Origin of the sequence: Pseudomonas sp., assembly GCF_030696055.1 — a bacterium.
Classification (GTDB): domain Bacteria; phylum Pseudomonadota; class Gammaproteobacteria; order Pseudomonadales; family Pseudomonadaceae; genus Aquipseudomonas.
The window spans coordinates 1-19,961 of the sequence record NZ_JAUYNP010000297.1 but is presented as its reverse complement, the minus strand read 5'-3'; the positions used below and the strand labels follow the sequence as shown (position 1 = coordinate 19,961).

Annotated in this window: 21 protein-coding genes; 5 read left to right on the top strand and 16 right to left on the bottom strand. The window is 54.2% G+C overall.

Going from position 1 to position 19,961, the window contains the following annotated elements:
* Window positions 1–75 precede the first annotated feature (75 nt).
* Entirely contained in the window at window positions 76–315 is a 240-nt protein-coding gene (locus Q8Q83_RS17880) for a YheU family protein (protein ID WP_305625476.1), read from the top strand.
* A gap of 25 nt (window positions 316–340) precedes the next feature.
* Here Q8Q83_RS17880 and Q8Q83_RS17875 read toward each other — a convergent pair whose 3' ends face one another.
* From Q8Q83_RS17875 to Q8Q83_RS17855, 5 genes are all read right to left on the bottom strand, one after another.
* Window positions 341–769 carry a hypothetical protein gene (locus Q8Q83_RS17875; protein WP_305625475.1) on the bottom strand — a complete coding sequence of 143 codons (429 nt, stop codon included), beginning with the start codon at window positions 767–769 and terminating at the stop codon, window positions 341–343.
* Between the two features lie 98 nt (window positions 770–867).
* Window positions 868–2,028 carry a CynX/NimT family MFS transporter gene (locus tag Q8Q83_RS17870; protein ID WP_305625474.1) on the bottom strand — a complete coding sequence of 387 codons (1,161 nt, stop codon included), beginning with the start codon at window positions 2,026–2,028 and terminating at the stop codon, window positions 868–870.
* Window positions 2,029–2,150: 122 nt separating this feature from the next.
* The gene (locus Q8Q83_RS17865; protein WP_305625473.1) at window positions 2,151–2,960 is read right to left on the bottom strand and encodes an SDR family oxidoreductase; all 810 of its coding nucleotides are present in this window, start codon (window positions 2,958–2,960) and stop codon (window positions 2,151–2,153) included.
* A gap of 186 nt (window positions 2,961–3,146) precedes the next feature.
* A complete protein-coding gene (locus Q8Q83_RS17860) occupies window positions 3,147–3,509 on the bottom strand; it encodes a DUF2784 domain-containing protein (protein WP_305625472.1) in 363 nt (120 codons plus the stop codon).
* Window positions 3,510–3,686: 177 nt separating this feature from the next.
* Window positions 3,687–4,010, bottom strand: a complete 324-nt coding sequence (locus Q8Q83_RS17855) for a helix-hairpin-helix domain-containing protein (protein WP_305625471.1) — start codon at window positions 4,008–4,010, stop codon at window positions 3,687–3,689.
* A 289-nt stretch (window positions 4,011–4,299) separates the two neighbouring features.
* Here Q8Q83_RS17855 and Q8Q83_RS17850 point away from each other — a divergent pair, with 289 nt between their 5' ends.
* The 4 genes from Q8Q83_RS17850 (at window position 4,300) to Q8Q83_RS17835 (ending at window position 5,814) form a co-directional block, all read left to right on the top strand.
* Window positions 4,300–4,542, top strand: coding sequence for an AbrB/MazE/SpoVT family DNA-binding domain-containing protein (locus tag Q8Q83_RS17850; protein ID WP_305625470.1), 243 nt, complete (start codon window positions 4,300–4,302; stop codon window positions 4,540–4,542).
* Entirely contained in the window at window positions 4,539–4,934 is a 396-nt protein-coding gene (locus Q8Q83_RS17845) for a PIN domain-containing protein (RefSeq protein WP_305625469.1), read from the top strand. The genes Q8Q83_RS17850 and Q8Q83_RS17845 overlap by 4 nt, the downstream gene beginning before the upstream one ends.
* Before the next feature lie 326 nt (window positions 4,935–5,260).
* Window positions 5,261–5,533 (top strand): CopG family ribbon-helix-helix protein, encoded by a 273-nt coding sequence (locus Q8Q83_RS17840; protein ID WP_305625468.1) that lies wholly within the window; start codon window positions 5,261–5,263, stop codon window positions 5,531–5,533.
* Entirely contained in the window at window positions 5,521–5,814 is a 294-nt protein-coding gene (locus tag Q8Q83_RS17835; RefSeq protein ID WP_371132432.1) for a type II toxin-antitoxin system RelE/ParE family toxin, read from the top strand. The genes Q8Q83_RS17840 and Q8Q83_RS17835 overlap by 13 nt, the downstream gene beginning before the upstream one ends.
* Before the next feature lie 345 nt (window positions 5,815–6,159).
* Here the strand turns inward: Q8Q83_RS17835 and Q8Q83_RS17830 are convergent, their stop codons facing one another.
* The 11 genes from Q8Q83_RS17830 to Q8Q83_RS17780 all read right to left on the bottom strand — a co-directional run.
* Complete coding sequence (locus Q8Q83_RS17830; protein ID WP_305625467.1) at window positions 6,160–8,172, bottom strand: nucleoside-diphosphate sugar epimerase/dehydratase; 2,013 nt, start codon at window positions 8,170–8,172, stop codon at window positions 6,160–6,162.
* A gap of 279 nt (window positions 8,173–8,451) precedes the next feature.
* Entirely contained in the window at window positions 8,452–9,624 is a 1,173-nt protein-coding gene (locus tag Q8Q83_RS17825) for a DegT/DnrJ/EryC1/StrS aminotransferase family protein (protein ID WP_305625466.1), read from the bottom strand.
* An 11-nt stretch (window positions 9,625–9,635) separates the two neighbouring features.
* A complete protein-coding gene (locus tag Q8Q83_RS17820; protein ID WP_305625465.1) occupies window positions 9,636–10,256 on the bottom strand; it encodes an acetyltransferase in 621 nt (206 codons plus the stop codon).
* Window positions 10,253–10,849, bottom strand: coding sequence for a sugar transferase (locus Q8Q83_RS17815; protein WP_305625464.1), 597 nt, complete (start codon window positions 10,847–10,849; stop codon window positions 10,253–10,255). Before Q8Q83_RS17815 ends, Q8Q83_RS17820 begins: the two co-directional genes overlap by 4 nt.
* Complete coding sequence (locus tag Q8Q83_RS17810) at window positions 10,846–12,063, bottom strand: glycosyltransferase family 4 protein (protein ID WP_305625463.1); 1,218 nt, start codon at window positions 12,061–12,063, stop codon at window positions 10,846–10,848. The genes Q8Q83_RS17815 and Q8Q83_RS17810 overlap by 4 nt, the downstream gene beginning before the upstream one ends.
* On the bottom strand, window positions 12,060–13,895 hold the full coding sequence (locus tag Q8Q83_RS17805) for a heparinase II/III-family protein (RefSeq protein ID WP_305625462.1): 1,836 nt from the start codon (window positions 13,893–13,895) through the stop codon (window positions 12,060–12,062). The genes Q8Q83_RS17810 and Q8Q83_RS17805 overlap by 4 nt, the downstream gene beginning before the upstream one ends.
* Window positions 13,892–16,027 carry a bi-domain-containing oxidoreductase gene (locus tag Q8Q83_RS17800; RefSeq protein ID WP_305625461.1) on the bottom strand — a complete coding sequence of 712 codons (2,136 nt, stop codon included), beginning with the start codon at window positions 16,025–16,027 and terminating at the stop codon, window positions 13,892–13,894. Before Q8Q83_RS17800 ends, Q8Q83_RS17805 begins: the two co-directional genes overlap by 4 nt.
* Entirely contained in the window at window positions 16,024–17,283 is a 1,260-nt protein-coding gene (locus Q8Q83_RS17795) for an O-antigen ligase (RefSeq protein WP_305625460.1), read from the bottom strand. The genes Q8Q83_RS17800 and Q8Q83_RS17795 overlap by 4 nt, the downstream gene beginning before the upstream one ends.
* The gene (locus Q8Q83_RS17790) at window positions 17,280–18,410 is read right to left on the bottom strand and encodes a glycosyltransferase (protein WP_305625459.1); all 1,131 of its coding nucleotides are present in this window, start codon (window positions 18,408–18,410) and stop codon (window positions 17,280–17,282) included. Before Q8Q83_RS17790 ends, Q8Q83_RS17795 begins: the two co-directional genes overlap by 4 nt.
* Window positions 18,397–19,617: a hypothetical protein gene (locus Q8Q83_RS17785; RefSeq protein WP_305625458.1), complete on the bottom strand. Its 1,221-nt coding sequence runs from the start codon at window positions 19,615–19,617 to the stop codon at window positions 18,397–18,399. The genes Q8Q83_RS17790 and Q8Q83_RS17785 overlap by 14 nt, the downstream gene beginning before the upstream one ends.
* The coding region (locus Q8Q83_RS17780) for a DapH/DapD/GlmU-related protein (RefSeq protein ID WP_305625457.1) at window positions 19,608–19,961 on the bottom strand (354 nt) is incomplete at its 5' end. The genes Q8Q83_RS17785 and Q8Q83_RS17780, both read right to left, overlap by 10 nt.

Here is a 19,961-nt window from a genome sequence, read left to right as displayed (position 1 = left end):
CAGAAGATTCGGGACAAGCATGGCCAGCTCACCCAACGCGCGTTAGCATCGCCGCTGCGTCTTGGAGAAATAGCCGTGCTGATCCCCTCAAACATGCTGGAAACCGACACCCTGACCCGCCTGATCGAGGACTTCGTGACCCGCGACGGTACCGATAACGGCGATGAAACCCCACTGCCCACCCGCATTCAACGGGTGCGCCGCGCCCTCGATAAAGGCGAGGCGGTGATTGTCTTCGACCCGGAAAGCCAACAATGCCAGTTGGCGCTAAAACGTGAGGTGCCCAAGGAGTGGCTACAGGCGCTCGAGGAGTAAGTCGCGAGCAGCGCAGGACGACAGGCTAGCTGCGCACCCCACCCTCGCGCTCCCAGGCGCAACGCACCCGTAATTCACCCTCGTCGGGGCTGTGCAAGCCGTTGTCCGACTCCCAGCGGAAGGTATGGGTCCCGTTCAACTCGGTTTCCAGATGCACCACCGCACTGGCCCAGTACAGGCGCTTGAGCAAGGCCTCGAACTGCTTGATCCACAGGCTCCACTCGTACTCCACCGTACGGTAACTGGCGCCGAAGTGAATCACCTGGGTCTGGTACAGGCCATCGCCGGGTTGCTGACAACAGGCGAACATTTCCCGACCGAGAAAGCTCCAGGCGTCGCCCATAGGTAACTCATCGAGCACCTGTTGGTTGATTGCGCGGCGCAAACGGCTCTCCGCTGGACTGTCCGACGGCCAGTCACGGATACAACCATAAACGATGGATTCTGACTCCACGCGGGCACTCCTGAAAAACCAGGCTGCCTTCTATCACAGCCTCAGGAACCAAGGAAGGAACTGCCCGTAAATAAGCGCAATACGGCGCTTAACACCCGTTAGTTTGGCCGCCTAGCGCCCATGATCCAGGCCAGCAGGGTCATCAGTAGCCCCAGGCTGGTCAGCACCATAAAGGGCAGTTGGTAGTTACCCGCCACATCACGGGCCAATCCCGTCAACACCGGCGTCACACAGGCCATGCTGTAACCGACAAACAGCATCATCGCCGTCCAACGGCTGACCGCCAGGGGCGAACCCGCCTCATACAGCGGCAACACCAGCGACAAGGCAAAGGAGCCGCCCAGCCCCAGGCCGATGCTGACGGCCCACAACTCGGGCAAGAAGGTCGGCGCAAAGCTGATCATCGCCAAACTCAGCGAAGACAACAGGCCACAGCCCAACAACAGCAAGTAACGGTTGCCCAAGCGCTGCGCCAACCAGGGCAACAGGAAGGAACTGGGCAAGCCCATCAACATCGAGACACTGAACAGGCTATTGCTGTGCAGCAGGCTCAGACCGGCCTCGTGGTAACGTGCCACGGCCCAGGTCGCCAGGGCGTAGAACAAACCGGCCTGAATCGCGAAGAAAGCACTGATCAACCAGGCGCGGGGCTTGCGCCACGGCAACCCGGCATTGCTGTCGCTCAGCTCATCGGCGTCGAGGCGATTGGGCAGACACGACCACAGCAGCAAGCCCAGCAAGGCCGGCAGCGCCCACAGCGCCAACCCCCGCGCCCAGTCATCGCCCAACACTTGAGTGGCAGGTGCGGTCAATACAGCCCCACCGGCCCCACCAATCGCCATGCTCAACGAATACCAGCCCACCACGCTGCCCATGCGGTCCATAAAATAGCGCTTGATAAACCCCGAGAGCAGCGGCCCCGCCAGCGCAATAGCGGCGCCCAGCAGCACTGCGCTGCCAATCAGGATCACAGCGTTATGCCCCGCCAGACGCAACAACAAAGCCAGGGCAATCACGCCCATGCACAGGGCGATGGTGCGCTCCAGTCCCATTTTTAATGCCAGACGCGGAGCCAAAGGAGCCAACAGCCCCATGCACAGGACGGGCAACGCCGTGGTCAGGCTGATCAGGCTGCGGCTCAAGGCCAGCTCGGCGGCGATCCGCTCGATCAGCGGAGCCAATGAGGTGATGCCGGGGCGCAAGTTAATCGCCGCCAGTATCAGGGCCAGCAAGAGCATGACCCGCGGGAAAGGTTTCACAGAACGTCCATCGTGTCGCGGCTAGGCCGGCAGAGCCAAGAACCCTAACGTTCGGACCTGCCACAGGCAAGCCCGAAGGCGGGTTAAGCTGACCAAGTAATCAACTAATCGGTGCGCGACACTCAGCCCTGCTTAGTCTTAACCCGCATCTTGTCGGCCATGGCGGCCATCTCGCTGTACAGCTGTTGCGGATTTGCCTGCTTCAACGCCCAAGCCAGACGCCCTTGCTCGTGGGGCAGAATCATAAATTCGCCCTTGGCAATCTCGTCATACATGTAATCGGCGATATCGGCGGCACTGATCGGCGAGCCTTCCAACAACTTGCCAACCTGGGCCTTCATCGCCGGCGTCGGACCGCGGAAGGAGTCGAGCAGATTGGTCTGGAAGAACGACGGGCAGACCACATGCACACTCACTTCCTGCATTTTCAGCTCGATCAACAGGCTTTCCGACAGCGCCACCACACCGGCCTTGGCCACGTTGTAGTTACTCATGGCCGGGCCCTGCATCAATGCCGCCATGGATGCGACGTTGACGATCTTGCCCTGACTGCGCTCCAGCAGCGGCAAGAACGCCTTGCAGCCCTTGACCACGCCCATCAGGTTGATTGCGATCTGCCAGTCCCAGTCTTCCAACGACAGCTCGCTGAAGAAGCCGCCCGAGGCCACACCGGCGTTGTTGACTAGCACATCGATGCCGCCGAACTTCTCTTCGCAGGCCTGCGCCAGGGCAGTCAACTGACTGTAATCACGCACATCGCAACGCTGGGTAAAGCCATCGCCGCCAGCAGCGCGCACCAGCTGCAGGGTCTCAGCCAGGCCTGGCTCATTCACATCCGAGAGCGCCAGCTGCCATCCCTCACGCGCCCAACGCAGGGCGATTTCACGACCCAAACCCGATCCCGCGCCGGTAATCATCATGCGATTTTGCATACAAAGGCTGCCTTGTTGTGCTGTGGTAGATGGGCCCAGTGTAGCCAAGGAATTAAGCCACCCCATGTACCATCAAGTTTATGAATGACTGGCTAGCACTGGCTGCAAGCTGAAGCGTAAACACGCCCAAAGGCCTCAGGTGGCTCTCGCCGAAAGCCCCCTCCAGGGCGCACCCGGTGCGACGCCCTAGCGCCTCACGCGCAGCAGAACCACCGCATAAATCAGTCCATTGAGCAGCAGCACAACAGCCCCCAGCCAGAGTTGAATCTGTGGCGTCAGGCCAGCTGGATAGATGATCGGCATCAGGTAATGCTCGACAAAACCACCCGCATAACCGGCCTGCCCGGCAGCCTGACGTAAACTGTTCTCCAGCGGCGTGAGCGGACATTGCCAGCGCATCGACTCCACCACCACACCCCAGACAACGGCAGGCAGATGCAGCCAGACCAGCCGACGCCAACGCAACACCAACAAACCGCCAAGCAACACGAAGGCAATAAACAGCAGATGAACGAGCAACACAGCATCTGCCGCTAAATAAAAGATCATCGCGATCCCCGTTCGATTTACACCTTAAATAACCAACAGCACCGCAAGCAGCGATTTAGTAATGAAGAACTTCACCTGCAGTAACTGCACGCTTGCGGATTGATATTGATATTTACCAACCCACAGAAAGCAAAAAGGCCGGTTAAAAACCGGCCTTCTGGTCAACATCCAAGAGCGTCAGTTGATGCTCAACTTCTCGCGATTCTTCTCCAGTGTCGCCTCACCAATACCCTTGACCTCCAGCAACTCATCCACCGAAGCAAAGGCCCCATGTTCGTCGCGGTAGGCCACTATTGCCTCAGCCTTAACCTGGCCAATACCCAGCAACTCACGCTCAAGCGTCGCGGCATCGGCAGTATTGAGATTGACCTTGACGGCTTCGGCAACCTGAACAGTTTCGGTTGGGCTGACTTGATCCGCGGATACTTCGGCCGCTGAAACCGCCAGCGACATCGAAGCAAGCAGGGCGAACAGCAGAGAAGAGAATTGAGTTTTAAGCATGTTGTGCATCCTTTCGTAAGTTTATCCAAGTACGTGGGACTTCCAAGCTCCACGCTTTCCAAAATTAGCCGCTGGGATCAGCCTGTCAAATATCCCAAGGAAAATTTTACTCAGCTTGCTTTACCACGAGCTCAGACCTCACCACATGCTCCAGAGGTTGTGCGCCACGCGCTGGCGATGGTGAGCCGCCTTTGGAAGATCATTTAATCCGATCAATTATGCTCTTGACTGCCTTAATTCCTTACAATACAGTAAGGAATTAAGGCAAATTTATACATTGGAGAGTGAAATGGCTACCGCAACACTTACATCAAAAGGGCAGGTCACGATTCCTGTGCAAGTCAGGGCATCATTGGGTCTTGGCGCAGGTGATCGGATTGAATTTGTAGAGCTGGAGAAGGGCAAATTCGCCATCATGGCCGCGACACACTCAGTAAAAGACCTGAAGGGAATGATCCGCAAGCCAGCCATTCCTGTGAGCATTGAGAGCATGAATGCTGCCATCGCGGCTCACGGGGCTGCTGCACAATGATCGGGCTGGATACCAACGTGCTAGTCCGCTATGTGACACAAGATGACCCTGTGCAGTCGCCCAAGGCGACTGACTTAATCGAGTCGCTTACCGCTGGTGATCCCGGTTTCATCGCTATGGTGTCGGTCGTTGAGTTGGTGTGGGTACTTCAAAGTTGCTACCAGTCAACCAAGAGCGAGGTTGTGGACGTACTCGAAACACTGCTGAGAACTAAAGAATTGGTGGTTGAGCGTGCGGAGATTGTTTGGCAGGCACTACGCCGTTTCTCTGACGCGAAAGCCGACTTTGCAGACTGCTTGATTGAACGCTGCGCCAATGCAGCGGAGTGCGACTACACCATCACTTTTGACAGTAAGGCCGCAAAAACAGCAGGAATGCGGCATATCCGCTAAACACCTCATAAATAACGAAGGGATTCAGGCCATGCAGACGCAATTCATGGACCACGCCCCGAAGGCTGCCCGCGACGTACTTGCTCGCCATCGAGCAGATGCCCAGTCGGCCAGGCACTGAAAGGAAGAGCACAATGCGCTGGCTCATAATCACCAGCGAGGTGGGGCACATTCGTTAGATTGGGTGGTGCTCACAATCCTCTGGAATTCGCTGTCACAATCACCAGCGCCTACCTGCGGATCTGAGCGAAAAACTACATCGACAACGCCATCGGCTGGCTGCTACCTTATCCAAAGGTAATACCTGATGATAATGAGGGGCCAGCATGGCGACTTCGATCAAGATCGACGACGAATTGAAAGGCCGCATCCAGCACCTGGCCAGCCTGCGGCAGCGCTCGGCTCACTGGATCATGCGCGAGGCAATAGCCCAGTACGTAGAGCGCGAGGAAACGCGCGAGAGCTTCAAGCAGGAAGCCCTGGCATCCTGGGCTGCGCACCAGGAAACCGGGCTTCATCTGACGGGCCAAGAGACCCGTGCCTGGCTCAACACCTGGGGGGCTGAGGCGGAGACGGAACTTCCCAAGTGTCACGACTGATCATCACCGAGGGTGCAGGGCGGGGGCTGGAACGCTGCCGGCAGTTCCTGACCGAGAAAGATCCGCAGGTAGCCCGACGAGCCGGTCAAGCCATTGAGCAACAGTTCGCCCGTCTTGAAAAAAACCCAGACATAGGTCGTCCGTTCCCTGAACTGCCGGAATTGCGAGAGCTGATCATAGCGTTCGGGGAGTCCGGCTATGTCGCGCTTTATCGTCACGAGCCTGCTGACCGGGCCGTGTATGTACTAGCCTTCCGACACCAGAAAGAAGCAGGGTATTAAGCAGATCAAGTAGAACAGAAAGAAGCCACGCGTCGAAGACGGCGGGTGGCCAACAGGCGCCTACGGAGCCAAGACCACCCCACCATGCAGGCCCGCGCCCGCTACCGTCGGGCTTGCAGTATTTCCCACATCCATGTGGGTCACGCGACCCGCGGCGATAGCGGACGCAGTCCGCGCAAAAAACCAAGGCCTCGCGCCGGGGCGGCCCTCCTACAAAAGCAGCAGACACCCCATTCCCCTGTAGGAGGCGCGCCCTCGCGGCGATGGCGGACAACGTCCGCCCAACAATCAACAGCATCGCGCCGGGGCGGCCTCCCACAAAAGCAGCAAACGCCAACACACTCGCTAAGGCTCAATCCGCCGCTGCTGATGAATCCAGTCGACAATCTCGCCTTCCGGCTTGTAACCACTTACAGTCTCACGCAACAGCTGACGTACCCGGTCGTAGTCATCACGTTCCACTGCCATCAGAAGTTCACTCAAGGCCTTCTTGAACGCCTCCCAAGGCAGATGCTCTTCATTGGCCCGCATGATCATCGGATGCTCGGTCGGGCTAACGTTGTCACCGATCAGCAGTTCCTCATACAGCTTCTCGCCAGGACGCAGGCCGGTGAACTCGATGGCAATATCACCGTGCAGGTTCCTATCCGAGCGCACGCTCAACCCACTGAGGTGAATCATCTTCTCCGCCAAGGTGGCAATCTTCACTGGCTGGCCCATATCCAGTACAAATACATCCCCGCCCTGCCCCATGGCTCCGGCCTGGATCACTAGCTGGGCCGCCTCGGGGATGGTCATAAAGTAACGAGTGATATTCGGATGGGTTACGGTGACAGGCCCGCCCTTGCGGATCTGCTCATGGAAAAGCGGAATCACCGAACCGGACGAGCCCAGCACATTCCCGAAGCGCACCATGGTGAAACGGGTCTTGTTGACCTGATGCACAGACTCATCGTCGCGGAACAGTACAGGGGCCAACTCACGGCTCAGTGCCTGCAAGACCATCTCCGCCAAACGCTTGGTACTGCCCATCACATTGGTCGGGCGTACGGCCTTGTCGGTGGAAATCAGCACAAAATGCTCAACTCCAGCCTTCACCGCCGCTTGCGCAGTAAAGGTAGAACCCAACACATTATTCAACACACCCTCGGCAATATTGTGCTCAACCATAGGCACATGCTTGTAGGCCGCCGCGTGATAGACCGTACTAACGCTCCAGGTACGCATCACATCCAACAAGCGCCCGGCATTGCGGATTGACCCCAGGATCGGCACCAAACGAACAGGCAGCGACTCACGGCGAATACGTTGTTCCAGTTCGCTGTGAATACTGTAGAGATTAAATTCACTGTGCTCGAACAGCAGCAAGGTAGTAGGCCCGGTCGTGACTATCTGTCGACACAACTCAGAACCAATGGAGCCCCCAGCCCCTGTCACCATCACCACCTGACCGCGGATACAACGCTCAAACAAAGCCTGCTGCGGCGGCACCGCATCGCGGCCAAGCAAGTCGGCGATGTCCACCTCCTGCACATCATCGACCTTGACCCGGCCACTGGCCAAATCCATAAAGCCAGGCACACTGCGTACATGCAGCGGATACTGCTCTAACCGCTCGAGCACCTCGCGCCGCCGCCCACGTGAAGCCGAAGGAATCGCCAGCAGTATCTCGTCAGCCCCTGTCTCATTGATCATCTGCTGAATATGCTTGGGGGTATAAACCCGCAACCCTGCAATCACGCGGTTGGCGATACCCGAGTCATCATCGATAAAGGCTACGGGCCGCATCCCTCGCCCCAGTCGCAGGGCCGCAACCAGTTGATTACCTGCAGCACCTGCACCATAAATCGCGACCTTCGGCAAGCCAGCATCGCGTCCCTGCAGACGGTAGGGCTGCGCAGATGAATACCAGTCGCCCATAAAATACTGGCGCATAAGCAGACGCAAACCACCGATCATTACCAGACTTAACCACCAGTAGTTAAACACCATGGAGCGGGGTATTACCTTGGGGGCGCCCTGATACCAATACACCACCAACGCCAAAATCAAGGCTGATAGTGAAACCGCCTTGCCAATAGCCATCAAGGCATCATTGCCGAAATAACGCATCACCGCCCGGTACATGCCGAAGCGAATAAACAAAGGGATCGCTATCAGCGGCGCGGCTATAAATAACCACGCATGTCCCAAAAAAGGTTCAATGCTTTTTGAATCACCTAGGCGCACGACAAACGAAAGCCACAATGCTGCCCAGACCAGCACCACATCCGTGGCGACTTGTATCAGCCGCTTGTAGCGTCGTGGCAAATTGACCAGACGGCTACGCAATTTCTCGGCAAGTCTTAACACAATCATCCCTCAATTTTCTCAAGCCTTCTTTGAACCAACTGCTGCAACGAATACTGCGCAACAGCATAAAAACAAAAAGCCTATGCACCGACCTTCAACCACGCACTGACACCCAGCAAACAAAAAACGCCCTCCCTACCTCCCGTAGGAGCCAGCTTGCTGGCGATCCCAGACGCCGCCTGAAGCATCAATCCCCAACCAGTTCACACACATCAAAGCCGCAGGAAACCTGCCAAACCCCAGAGCGGCAACCGGCACAACACTGATAAACCGGCAAAACCAAACTCAGCAGGCTTCACGCATTACCTGAGTCAGGACGTCGCACGTCTTATTAATTTCTGCTTCGGCAAGCGTTGGGTGAACCAGAAACATCAAGCTGGTCTCCCCCAGCACTTTAGCAACCGGTAAACGTTCTGCCGGGCGCCAGCCGGTGTCATCGAAGGCCTTCTCCAAATACACCTCAGAGCAAGAGCCAGAAAAGCACGGAACACCACGGGCAGCGATCTCCGTAAGAATACGATCACGATCCCAACCGGACTTCAGCTGAGAAGGCTCGACAAACACATAGCACTTATAGGCTGCATGCTTGATATTTGCTGGCATGTCAGGCACACGCAAGCCAGGCAAAACACTGGCAGATGTCCAAATTTTCTCGGCATTGGCCAAACGCTTCGTGTGCCAAGCCTGCATACGCTGCAACTGAATGCGGCCAATAACCGCCTGGACTTCCATCATCCGCCAGTTAGTACCGAAGCTGTCATGCAACCAACGAAAGCCCGGAGCATGCTGCCGCTCGTAAACGGCTTCCCATGACTTGCCGTGATCCTTGATCGACCACATGCGCGACCACAACTCGCGATCATTGGTAGTCACCATGCCGCCCTCGCCACCGGTGGTCATGATCTTGTCCTGGCAGAACGACCAAGCGCCGACATGACCAATCGACCCGACAGGGCGGCCCTTATAGTGCGCGCCATGCGCTTGGGCACAATCCTCGATCACTTTCAGATCATGCTCGGCGGCCAGCGCCATAATCGCATCCATATCGCAGGGCCAGCCGGCCAGATGCACGCAAATTACCGCCCGAGTACGCGGAGTGAGCACGGCGCAGATGGTTTCGGCGGTGATGTTCTGCGACTCGCTATCGACGTCTGCAAAAACCGGTATCGCACCGGCATTGACGATGCTCGAAACCGAAGCAAGGAAGGTGCGCGGCGTGACAACCACCTCATCACCTGCGCCTATACCCAAAGCCTGTAGAGCTAGATCCAGCGCAACAGTGCCATTGGCCAAGGCGACCGCATGCTTGCTACCGGCCCATGCCGCAAACTCCTTCTCGAACTCACGACACTCCTGCCCCGTCCAGTAGTTGACCTTGTTGGAGAGAATTACATCGCGAACGGCATTGGCCTCTTCTTCGCTGAAGCTCGGCCAGGGGGAAAACGGGGTGTTGAGCATAAAACCTCTGGTTACCTCATCCTTTTAGCCGGCACGCCAGCCACAGTCACATCATTCGGAATATCACTGACGACTGCCGAACCAGCGCCCACCATCACACGCGGGCCGATGCGAATCAGTTGGCGCACGTTGGCGCCGATACCGATCCAACTCAAGTCGCCCACCTGCACACCGCCCGCTAGCCGCGCACCGGGACTGATATGCACGGCATCGCCCAACACGCAGTCGTGATCGATGCTGCAGCCGGTATTGAGAATGGCGCCCAGACCTATACGTGCTTCGGCATTGACCACCGCGCCAGCGAATATCACCGTCCCCTCACCAATAGCGGCATAGCGACTGACGGTGGCGGCGGGATGAGCCAGTGTCACTAAGCGAGCGCCCGCCGCCAGCAACTCAAGCAGCTTGGCGTGACGGATACGGTTATTGCCGATAGCAACCACCACACCATCAAAGTCGGCTAACCGCCCCATTAGAGCTGCCGTATCGCCCACAACCGACCAAGCACCATTTATCTGAAGCCCTGGCCAAGCATCATCGAAGAACTCGACAGACTGCCAACCACAGCATTCGGCTGTATCCGCAACCACCTTGCCATGACCGCTAGCGCCCAGGATGGCCAGTCTTTTCACAACTTACGACCCGTGAATTTGGCCATAGTCGCCTCCCCATCCGCACTGATACCGTCACGCACCACTACCTTCTTGATGGTTAAAAAGATAATTTTCAGATCCAGCCACAACGAGCGACTGTCCACATACCAAACATCCAGCTTGAACTTCTCATCCCAACTCAGCGCATTACGACCATTTACCTGCGCCCAGCCAGTCACACCAGGTCGGGCTTCATGGCGACGATACTGTTCAGGGCTGTAAAGCGGCAGGTACTCCATCAGCAGTGGACGCGGGCCAACAAGGCTCATGTCGCCTTTCAGCACGCTCCACAGCTCGGGTAATTCATCCAGGCTACTGGAACGCAAGAAGCTGCCGAACGGTGTCATGCGCTCGGCGTCCGGCAAAGGGTTACCACTGGCATCCAGCGCATCGCGCATCGTACGGAACTTGATCATCTCGAATGGCTCGCCATTCAAGCCGGGGCGCACCTGGCGGAACAGCACGGGAGAGCCGAGCTTGCCCCGGATCTGCCAGGCGACGATGGCAATAACCGGTGCTAGCAGTAACAGACCGCAAAGGGAGGCGACGATATCGAAAAGGCGTTTGCTCACCGCTTAACCCCCTCCAACCAATCGACAAAGCGATTCGCCAGCAGTTCGCGATCAAACTCTCGCTCGGCCAACTCACGGCTACGCTTACCCATCTCCTTAACTGCCGCACGGTCATTCGCGGCCCGCTCCAAGGCATCGGCAAAAGCATGAGGGCTTTCTGGCTCAACTGAAAAGCCGCATTGATTGTCGCGGATCATCCCTGCCAACCAGCCGGGATAATTGTTGAGTACCGGCAAGCCGGCTGCGATGTAGTCGAAGAACTTATTAGGCGAGGTACCAAAGTAGAATGCGGGCACATTTGCCAGCACCTGCAAACCGACATCCGTACCAGCCATCAAACCTGCAAGATGCGCTTTATTAACCGGGTCATGAAATACCACTCCCTCCAACGCCTCACGTTGTGCCCGCGCCTGTAAAGCCGGTTTGAGTTTGCCCTGCCCGATCAGCAACAACTTGATGTCATCGCGGCCACGGCGCTTCAGTTCGGCGGCAGCATCGAGCGCTGCATCTAGGCCATTGGCTACACCGTGGGTGCCAGCAAAGACGGCGAGCAGGTCGCCTGCCTTCACCTGTTCTGGGCGCCAAGGCTGCACTTCACCAGCGAAAATCCCCAGGTCGCAGCCGTTGGGAACAAGGGCAATGCGCTCTTGCGGCACACCGCGGTGGGCAATACCCTCCACGATACCCGGCGACAAGCCGATCAGTCGGTGAGCCGAGCGATAGCTTGCCCATTCCAGCATTGACAAGGCGCCCAACACCAATGGGTTGCGGATCACACCCATGGCCTTGGGAAGTTCTGGCCACAGGTCACGCACCTCGAACACGAACGGCTTACCCCGTAGCCAGCGCGCAAAAATACCGGGGATGCCGGCAGTCAGAGGCGTAGTGGTGGCGAACACCAGGTCATAGTGTTCGGTCAACGCCAGCCCAATACTGCGCAAAGCGAACTTTACAAAGGTCATGGCCCGCTTAACCAAGCCATCACTGTTGGAGTAGGCAAGATCGAACTCGACGATCTCTATGCCATCGACCGTGCCGCGCCTACGGCCGTTAATGAAGGGCAAGGCCAGTCCCGTCTCCCCTCCCCCATAACTACCGCAGACCATAGTTACCTGGTGCCCACGAGCCAGCAAGCGACGAGCCATTTCATAGGAGCGAATACCAACGGCACCGTTGGGCGTCGAGAAATGTTGATGAAAATACAGAACTTTCATGAGACCCAGCGATACTCCGTTGTCAGCGATCCCGGCTGGCGGACTTCAATTTCCAGCACCGGCACTTGTTTTTTCTCCAGGTAATAGCGCGATTCCCAGCCCTGAAGCAGCTCATAACGCACGATTGGCATGGAAGTCCGCACCTCCAGAACATGCTCACCGTTGCTCAGGCTATTGCCTTCGATTCGCCACTGACCAGGCTCGAGCCGCCAGCGCAGCACTGCCTTATGTTTGAAGCCCTCGATCTGATCCACCACCTGCAGAGCATTGGCGCTCAGACGAACATGGCGATTATGACAGGCCTTCTGCCCATCCCGATAACCGGCGGCAAAAGTAGCTGCGCCATCCTGCTCATGCAAAGATTCGATGTACGAGGTTTTGAGCCAGTCGCCGAACAGGAAGCGACTTAGCCGAGGCATCTGGTCGCGATCATCGAATTGCACCGTGTTATGGCTAGCCGTGCCGGGGAAGTACTCCAGCCACAACGGATCGGTGTTATAGCTGAAGGTTCCAGCATCACGCAGAAGGTTGCGACCGCCAAGCCACAGATCGACATGCAGGGCGTCGGCCTGACTGGGGCGGAAACGGAAACGCGGATAGCGCAGCATGACCATAGCGGTTCCTCGACGCAGCACAGCGAAACCACCGTCGTCGAACAACCGGCTAGCCGGCTGATCAGCTACCGCTTTCGGCAGATCCAAACCCAGCCAGCTTAAAGGTAGATTCCACGTACCCTCTTCGGCATAAGCGCGGGCATTGGCAAACAGTGCCATGGCCAACTGCACGGAAGGCCGGAAATCACGATAGTCAGTATCGGTCAGTTGCAGCAGCCGCGCCCCATCATTGGCGCCAAGATTCGGGCCATCTCCGGTTTCAGCATTCACCATGGCATGCTGCCACTGCACTGCTGCCAAAGAACGCGCATACCAGCGAGCGGAAAAACGCGGTAAGTCCAGATACCGACGCCACACCTCAACCATGCAGAAGGTGTCGAGCATGACGCGGTGATAGTTCAGCGAGTATTGACTGAAACTGCCATCCGCACCGATCAGGCGTGCTGCACGATTCTCCAACCACTTGCGGCCAAGCCGCTGCCACCGCTCACCCTCAGCCATGCCCTGGGACAGCAACCAACTGCCCCCGATGAACAAGGCAGCCGCTTCCGAAGTGCCATGGTTATTGTCCTGCGCCATGGCATAGCTAATGGTCGGTGCAATACGCTGCAAATGCAGACGCACCAGTTCCAACAGGCCAGATGCCGATGCTTCGGCCTGCCCCAGAATCAATGCCGCCATGGCAAGATGCATCACACGGATGGAGGCTTCCTGCCCGCACTTCCAGTTCGCCCCTTTGTAGGGTGGGTTCTGCGCGCACCAGTCACTCAGCCAAACGTTCAGACACTCCAGGGAGGCGGTTTCACCAGCGCGGGTATGCTGGGCAAAAGCCAGTACCCAATCGAAGCGTGAAGCCTCCCAGATCAGCTTGATATCACCGACTGCCGGATCAAAGTCGGGAATATGCCACCAGTCGGCCTCGGGAAGCTCAACCCGCCCCCCCGTCAGCGGACTGCTGTGCCAGTCCGGCGCAGCCGTGCCGACCGCATACGGCCAATAGCTGAACAATCGAGCAGTCTGCTGCCAGTTCAGCAACGGTGGCAGAGCCAGCGCAGTAACTGTTACAGGCTGGAAGAATGGCGCAGGTGGAACATCAGCACGCAAACGCCGCACCACATTAAGGCCAATCCTGACACCCAGACGATAAGAAATCGCCCTAGCCAGATTAGGCAGACCCAATGCCAATGCAGTAGAAGCTCTTACCTTCAGCATAGTCATTGGTTACGCAGAAGCTCGGCTACTTCTATGGTAACACGCGCCACCTCGAAGATTTCATCCACGGGAATGGCTGCAGTACCCTGCTCGATGGCTTCCAGGAAAGTGGCGGCGCAAGCATTCTGACCCTTGTCCTGCTTCCATAGATTGAGCTTGCTGAACCCCGGCCAACCGAAGCCCTTGAGCTTGCGGAAGTTATCCAGTTGCAGAACGCGACCGGCCGCAAACACTTCGACGCGCTCTTTCGGAAAGCTTGCAGCACCATTGGCCAGATAGAGGATGGTGCCAAAGGAGCCATCCTCGAAACCAAGGGTGATAGAGGCCTTGTCTTCGGTGATTTCTACGCCAGGGGTATCACCCATGCGCCGCGCTTGAATAGAGACGATCTTGCTTCCGGTGAGGAAACGCATCAAGTCTATGAAGTGGCAGGCTTCACCAATGATACGACCGCCACCGACTGCATTGTCCTGCGTCCAGTGGCTAGCCGGGATGGCGCCAGCGTTCATGGTCATGATGAACGACTTGGGCTCTTTGACCGCTTGCAACAGCGCCTTCATCTTCTGCACCTGCGGCGAGAAGCGGCGGTTGAAGCCCACCATCAGCTGCGGACCCGAGCCGCTGGCATGCGCCTCGTTGTAGGCGGTTTGCACCTCATCAAGTTCCGCATGAGCAATGGCCAACGGCTTTTCAACGAACACATGCTTACCGGCTTGCAGTGCAAGGCCGACAAAACGCGCATGGGTGTCATGCTGGGTAACGATAGCCACAGTATTGATCGTTGGATTGGCCAGCATTGCGCCCATATCGGTGGAGGCTTCGGCAAAGCCGGCTTTCTCACCATGAATCACACCATTGATACCACCCGCAGTTACAATGGTATGAAATTGCGCACCAGACGCCTTGAATGCCGGAATTAGCATGCGCGAGGCATAGTTGCCTGCACCGATAAAGCCCATCACCGGACGCTGGGCATTGAAACTAGCAGACGAATTCAAGGTTACTTGCCGGATGGTCCGTTCAGCCACATCCGAGCGGTACTCCAGGAGAATGCCGAGGCCCGACTTGTCTTCGGTCAGGGTCTGGTAGGCCTGGGGCGCGTCTTCAAAGGCAAAACGGTGGGTGATCAGCGGCTTGACGTCTAATTGGCCGCAGGCAAGCATGTCCAGCACCGCCTCGAAGTTGCGCTGCTCAGTCCAACGCACAAAACCCAACGGATAGTCCTGTCCTTTTTCCTCGTAAGCAGGATCGTAACGGCCCGGGCCGTAGGAACAGGACACCTGGAAGGTCAGCTCTTTCTCATAGAAGTCGGAACGGTTCAGTTCCAACCCCGTGACGCCAACCAGGATGATGCGCCCACGCTTACGGCTCATGCGTGCTGCTTGCGTAACCGGGTCGCTGGCCTTAGTCGAAGCCGTAATGATCACCCCATCGACGCCCTGGCCTCGGCTAAAGGTCATGCCGGCAGCAACCGGATCTTCACCTTTGCCAGGGTTGCAGGTAACTGCACCAAACTGGCGAGCTAGCTCCAACTTGGATTCATCGAAGTCGATGGCCAACACACGACAGCCATGGGCGCGTAGTAACTGAACAGTGAGCAGACCGATCAGCCCCGCGCCAGTGACGACAAAGGCTTCACCCAGGGTTGGCTGGGCCAGGCGGATGCCCTGCAGGCCGATACTGGCGACCACGACGAAGGAGGCCGACTCATCATCCACATTATCCGGAATACGGGCGCAGAGATTTTTCGATACTTTCACTACATCGGCATGCGGGCCATTGGACACAACTCGGTCACCGATTTGAAAACCCTCGACACCCTTGCCAACTTCCGCCACAACACCAACATTGCAGTAACCTAGCGGCAATGGTTGAGCTAACTTGGATTGTACTGCTTCGATGGTGGTCATCAGACCATCTGTCTGCACCTTTTCCAGAACCATTTTGACTTTGTCTGGCTGCTGGCGAGCTTTTTTAAGGAGAGAAGCTTTCCCAAAATCTACAAGCATTCGCTCGGTACCGGCGGAAATTAGTGTTTGTCTCGTCGATATTAAAAGACTCCCGGAAGACTGGAATGGTGTCGGCGCGGAGCACAATAAAGTTTCACCGCTATCTAATAACTGAAGTACCTGCCTCATCTGATGACACCCTCACGCTCAATCCATCTTGACTTTGCAAAATAGGCAACAGCCCCAATACAAAGCATCAGTAAATTTCCGACCAAAGAAAAACTAATAATCGGTTGAAAAAGCCCATTAATTAGAACACCAAAAAAACCACCAAAACTCAACATCGCAATTGCTTGCCGGCTGTATACAGGAGTACTTTGATAAACCTGCACCACTGAGGCAACCGCGAGCAAAAAAAGCACAAATAAAAGCACCAGCCCCACAAAGCCTATTTTGTACAACCACTCTAGATACTGATTATGCGGCGTATCAAACCCTGGCATATACCTAGAAAATGATTCAAAATAGTACCCGAACAATGGTTTTTGCGAAATTAAATCAAGGGCTCGCATCCAAATATCTGCTCGCCCCGAAGTCACATCACTGCGCTCCATCGAAAAAGAGAATTTATTCAAAACACCAGCAATCAAATCCCCTCCCATTAAAAACAAAAGAGAAATACCAACCAAGAAAAAAACAAGGAATACGATGCCGATCGACCTTGATGGAGCCACCAACATTCTATACCCATCTAGAAGAATCCAAATTAAAAAAACCCAAGCTATGAATATCCACGCAGCTCTTGAGAGACTTAACACCCCCAGTATAACCGCAAGAAAAGCGGTAGAAATAAAAAACAACTGACCACGCAGCCGAGCAAAATAAGCAGAAAGGACAAAAACCAGCAAGATAACAATAAAAGAGGCTGCAGAGTTCGGGAACCCATAAACTTCATATCCCCCAACACAACCTCCCCACCGCCCCTCAACGCCACACCCATGTGGAAAATCACCATAAACCAAATCAGAAAAAAATATACCAACCAATACAAAGCCAGCGACATATGCCATTCGACAAACACCGTTATAGCCGAAAGCTTTAGCCCACCACCACCCCATACCAATAAAGAAAAAGGGCTTGATAAATTTAAACATTGAGAAAATCGGTAAAACATCGCCAGAAAACATGACGCCAAAAATTGCCAGAACAGCACAATACATTACAATGAAAGAAGCAATATACGTAACCAGCCCATCAGGAAAAGCAGCCGAACCTCGAACTAATAACCCGAAAATCGAAAACAGATAAAAACCCACTAACACTAGATCAGACAAAACAAAATCAATCGGCTTACCTGATACACCGCCACCACTTATCGATAGCGGTAAGAGAAACACAATCGCAACAATCCAAGAAAGAAAAGAATCAGAAACTTGAATTTTCACCGGATCAGCCCATACAAATCATTCACCTCTGGCAGCGCAGCATCCATCGTAAACCTCCCCAACTTTTCGAACATATCACGACGACAGTACTCATAATCACCAGACAACATCATCTCGTAAGATCGCTTAAATACAAGATCATAGCTACCAGCACTACCCGGATTCGGTATCTTAAACAAAACACTGAACCCACGAACTGGCGCATAAGACTCCAAGTCTGCAAGTAGCGGAATCGCCCCACATACGGCGCCCTCTAAAATTGAACTAGATAACTGATCGCTTTCAGGTACAGAAATCGAAAAATCTGCCGCGGATAGATAACCACGTAAATCATCTTGCGCCATAAAACCCCGAATCAACTTAACTCCATCGACTTCACCACAGATACGCTCAACCTCAGCCAAATAGCCAGAATCTGAATCCCCCTCAAGCACCATGAGAAATCCAACACCTGTCGTTTTACGAAAGCTGGCGAATGCTTTAACTAACTCTATCGTATGGTAAAGTGGATGAATTCGACGGTTCACAATCCAGACCGGGGCAAAATGAAAACCAAGATTCTCTCTAATCCGACGCCTATTCATTTTATCGAAAAAGAAAGCACTCGAGACACCAAGACTAAACTCATGAATCTTAGTCCGATCAACTCCAAAGCTCCGAACCAATGAATCCGTCATTTTTGGCGAAGTAGAAGTAATCGCAGTAGCCTTCCTTAAAATTGCACGAATAACCACGCAATAAAGCCACCCTCTGGCCTGGGAATCAAATATCTCACTACCATATGTTGTAACTATGTAAGGGCGACCAGAAAGCAGAGCAGACAGTCCGTACCCAGATGTATTGTGAGCATGAACAAAAGGGATTGTTTTTTTATTGCAAAAAAATCGAATATACAACCCCAAAAGAATATAACGCAGAACAAAAGGTATCTTATCTAAAACCCCAGGCAATAAATTATAAACAGGTACAGATACAAGAGGGTCGCTCTTAGCTCTATGGGCTGTAATTACGGCCATTTTCCGACTACCATAACCGAGCAGGCATTCCCAATGCCGCACATGTGGACTATAAGGGTTGGCTAAAAAAAATATATTTGCCTTATCGAAGGATCTCTTAGAGTTCGGCATTTCGCTTCCTATTTTCAGACCAATATATCAACTGCAGAGCAATATATGCCACCAAAACCCCAAAAACCGCCCCTAACATTTTATCCTGAACAAGCATGGGGACAGCAGTCGCAAGCACTGCCCATACCCCTCCGCCGAACAGCAAGAATGAGTATTTACCACGAGAAACCAACAATTGATTCTGAATAGCCCCTAATGCAGCAATAGCCCCTGCTACCTGCCACAAAATCACTATATAAACTGTGTAGTTAGTGTGGGAAACCCCATAAAATTTAAACAAAACAGGTAACGCGAACCACACAAGCAGGACCCAGCCTCCACCAATAGCTGCATATACCAAACTTAAGCTCTTGATCATTTTAATTTTGGCTGCACCTGTTTCTTGCGCGAACTTAGGCACGAAAACACCACCGAGAACACCAGGCAAAAATGTCGCAATCGCAAACAGTTGAAATCCTAAGAAGAATGCTGACTTATCAATAATTTGTATTTCTGCGTTGAGGCTCACACCCAGCCAAAAAAACACAATCAAGAATGGAAGCCCAAACAATCCACTATACATAGTGCCAAGCATAGCGCTTGCAAGACGCTTAGCGCTTATAGAAAAACTCTCCGCATTAGCACCAAAAAAACCAAGCAGATAAAGATTCAATCCCGCACAAACACCACATACCGCCCAAACTGTAGAAAAAATGATTGAACTATAATTATCAACACCAAATAGAGCAATCCCGCCAGCTACACAAAATGCAAAAACACTAGTAAAAAGCCATAGACCACCAGCCAAATGATGCCTTCGCCCCTGATTCCAAAGTGCCGACAATAAAGAAATAAAAACAAATCCAAAACTATAAAGAACAATAGAAATTAACGCTAAACCACTATCATCCAAAAAAGCTTTAGAAAAACCAATATCAAATAAATAAGCAAAAATCACTATTGCAAGTGCAACCATAAAATTTGCAATAGACCCTCTTAACAAGCCCGCTGCCAATGCTCGCTCATCTCCAACAGCAAGCGATAAAATCCGAGGAACAACGCCCATTAACGAAAAACTAGTCACAATATTTGACAACGTCAGAAACAGAACATAACTGGCATATTCTGACTCCCCGAAAATGTTAGCAATAATAGCCCCAAGCAAAATCAGCAAGAGTCTTGAACCGCCAACCCCTCCAACGTAAATTAATCCGCGAATCAAGGGCAAAAGCCTCGTGTTTTTAAAGCAGTTTTGTGTCGTTTCAAATCTTCTTCACTGAACCTTTGCTTTATTACCTTTGCAGGCACCCCAGCAGCAACAGAGTAACTGGGTATCGACTTAGTAACCACACTACCCGCAGCAATTATGACGCCCTCACCGACCGTAACGCCTTTTAATATGGTGACATTCGCACCCACCCATACATCATTTTGGATAGTAATGCCGGAAGATCCCGACAACCCTGTCTTCTTTGCAAAATACATTGGAGCGCCCACTTCACGAATCTCATGGTCACCACATAAAAGCGTCACACTTGGGCCAAACATTACACAAGAGCCAATTTTAATCAT

Coding starts and splice junctions, on each gene's coding strand:
- Q8Q83_RS17865 (WP_305625473.1), bottom strand. CDS start 2,960: ATGCAAAATCGCATGATGATTACCGGCGCGGGATCGGGTTTGGGTCGT.
- Q8Q83_RS17805 (WP_305625462.1), bottom strand. CDS start 13,895: ATGACTATGCTGAAGGTAAGAGCTTCTACTGCATTGGCATTGGGTCTG.
- Q8Q83_RS17860 (WP_305625472.1), bottom strand. CDS start 3,509: ATGATCTTTTATTTAGCGGCAGATGCTGTGTTGCTCGTTCATCTGCTG.
- Q8Q83_RS17830 (WP_305625467.1), bottom strand. CDS start 8,172: ATGATTGTGTTAAGACTTGCCGAGAAATTGCGTAGCCGTCTGGTCAAT.
- Q8Q83_RS17855 (WP_305625471.1), bottom strand. CDS start 4,010: ATGCTTAAAACTCAATTCTCTTCTCTGCTGTTCGCCCTGCTTGCTTCG.
- Q8Q83_RS17825 (WP_305625466.1), bottom strand. CDS start 9,624: ATGCTCAACACCCCGTTTTCCCCCTGGCCGAGCTTCAGCGAAGAAGAG.
- Q8Q83_RS17840 (WP_305625468.1), top strand. CDS start 5,261: ATGGCGACTTCGATCAAGATCGACGACGAATTGAAAGGCCGCATCCAG.
- Q8Q83_RS17850 (WP_305625470.1), top strand. CDS start 4,300: ATGGCTACCGCAACACTTACATCAAAAGGGCAGGTCACGATTCCTGTG.
- Q8Q83_RS17790 (WP_305625459.1), bottom strand. CDS start 18,410: ATGCCGAACTCTAAGAGATCCTTCGATAAGGCAAATATATTTTTTTTA.
- Q8Q83_RS17810 (WP_305625463.1), bottom strand. CDS start 12,063: ATGAAAGTTCTGTATTTTCATCAACATTTCTCGACGCCCAACGGTGCC.
- Q8Q83_RS17800 (WP_305625461.1), bottom strand. CDS start 16,027: ATGAGGCAGGTACTTCAGTTATTAGATAGCGGTGAAACTTTATTGTGC.
- Q8Q83_RS17845 (WP_305625469.1), top strand. CDS start 4,539: ATGATCGGGCTGGATACCAACGTGCTAGTCCGCTATGTGACACAAGAT.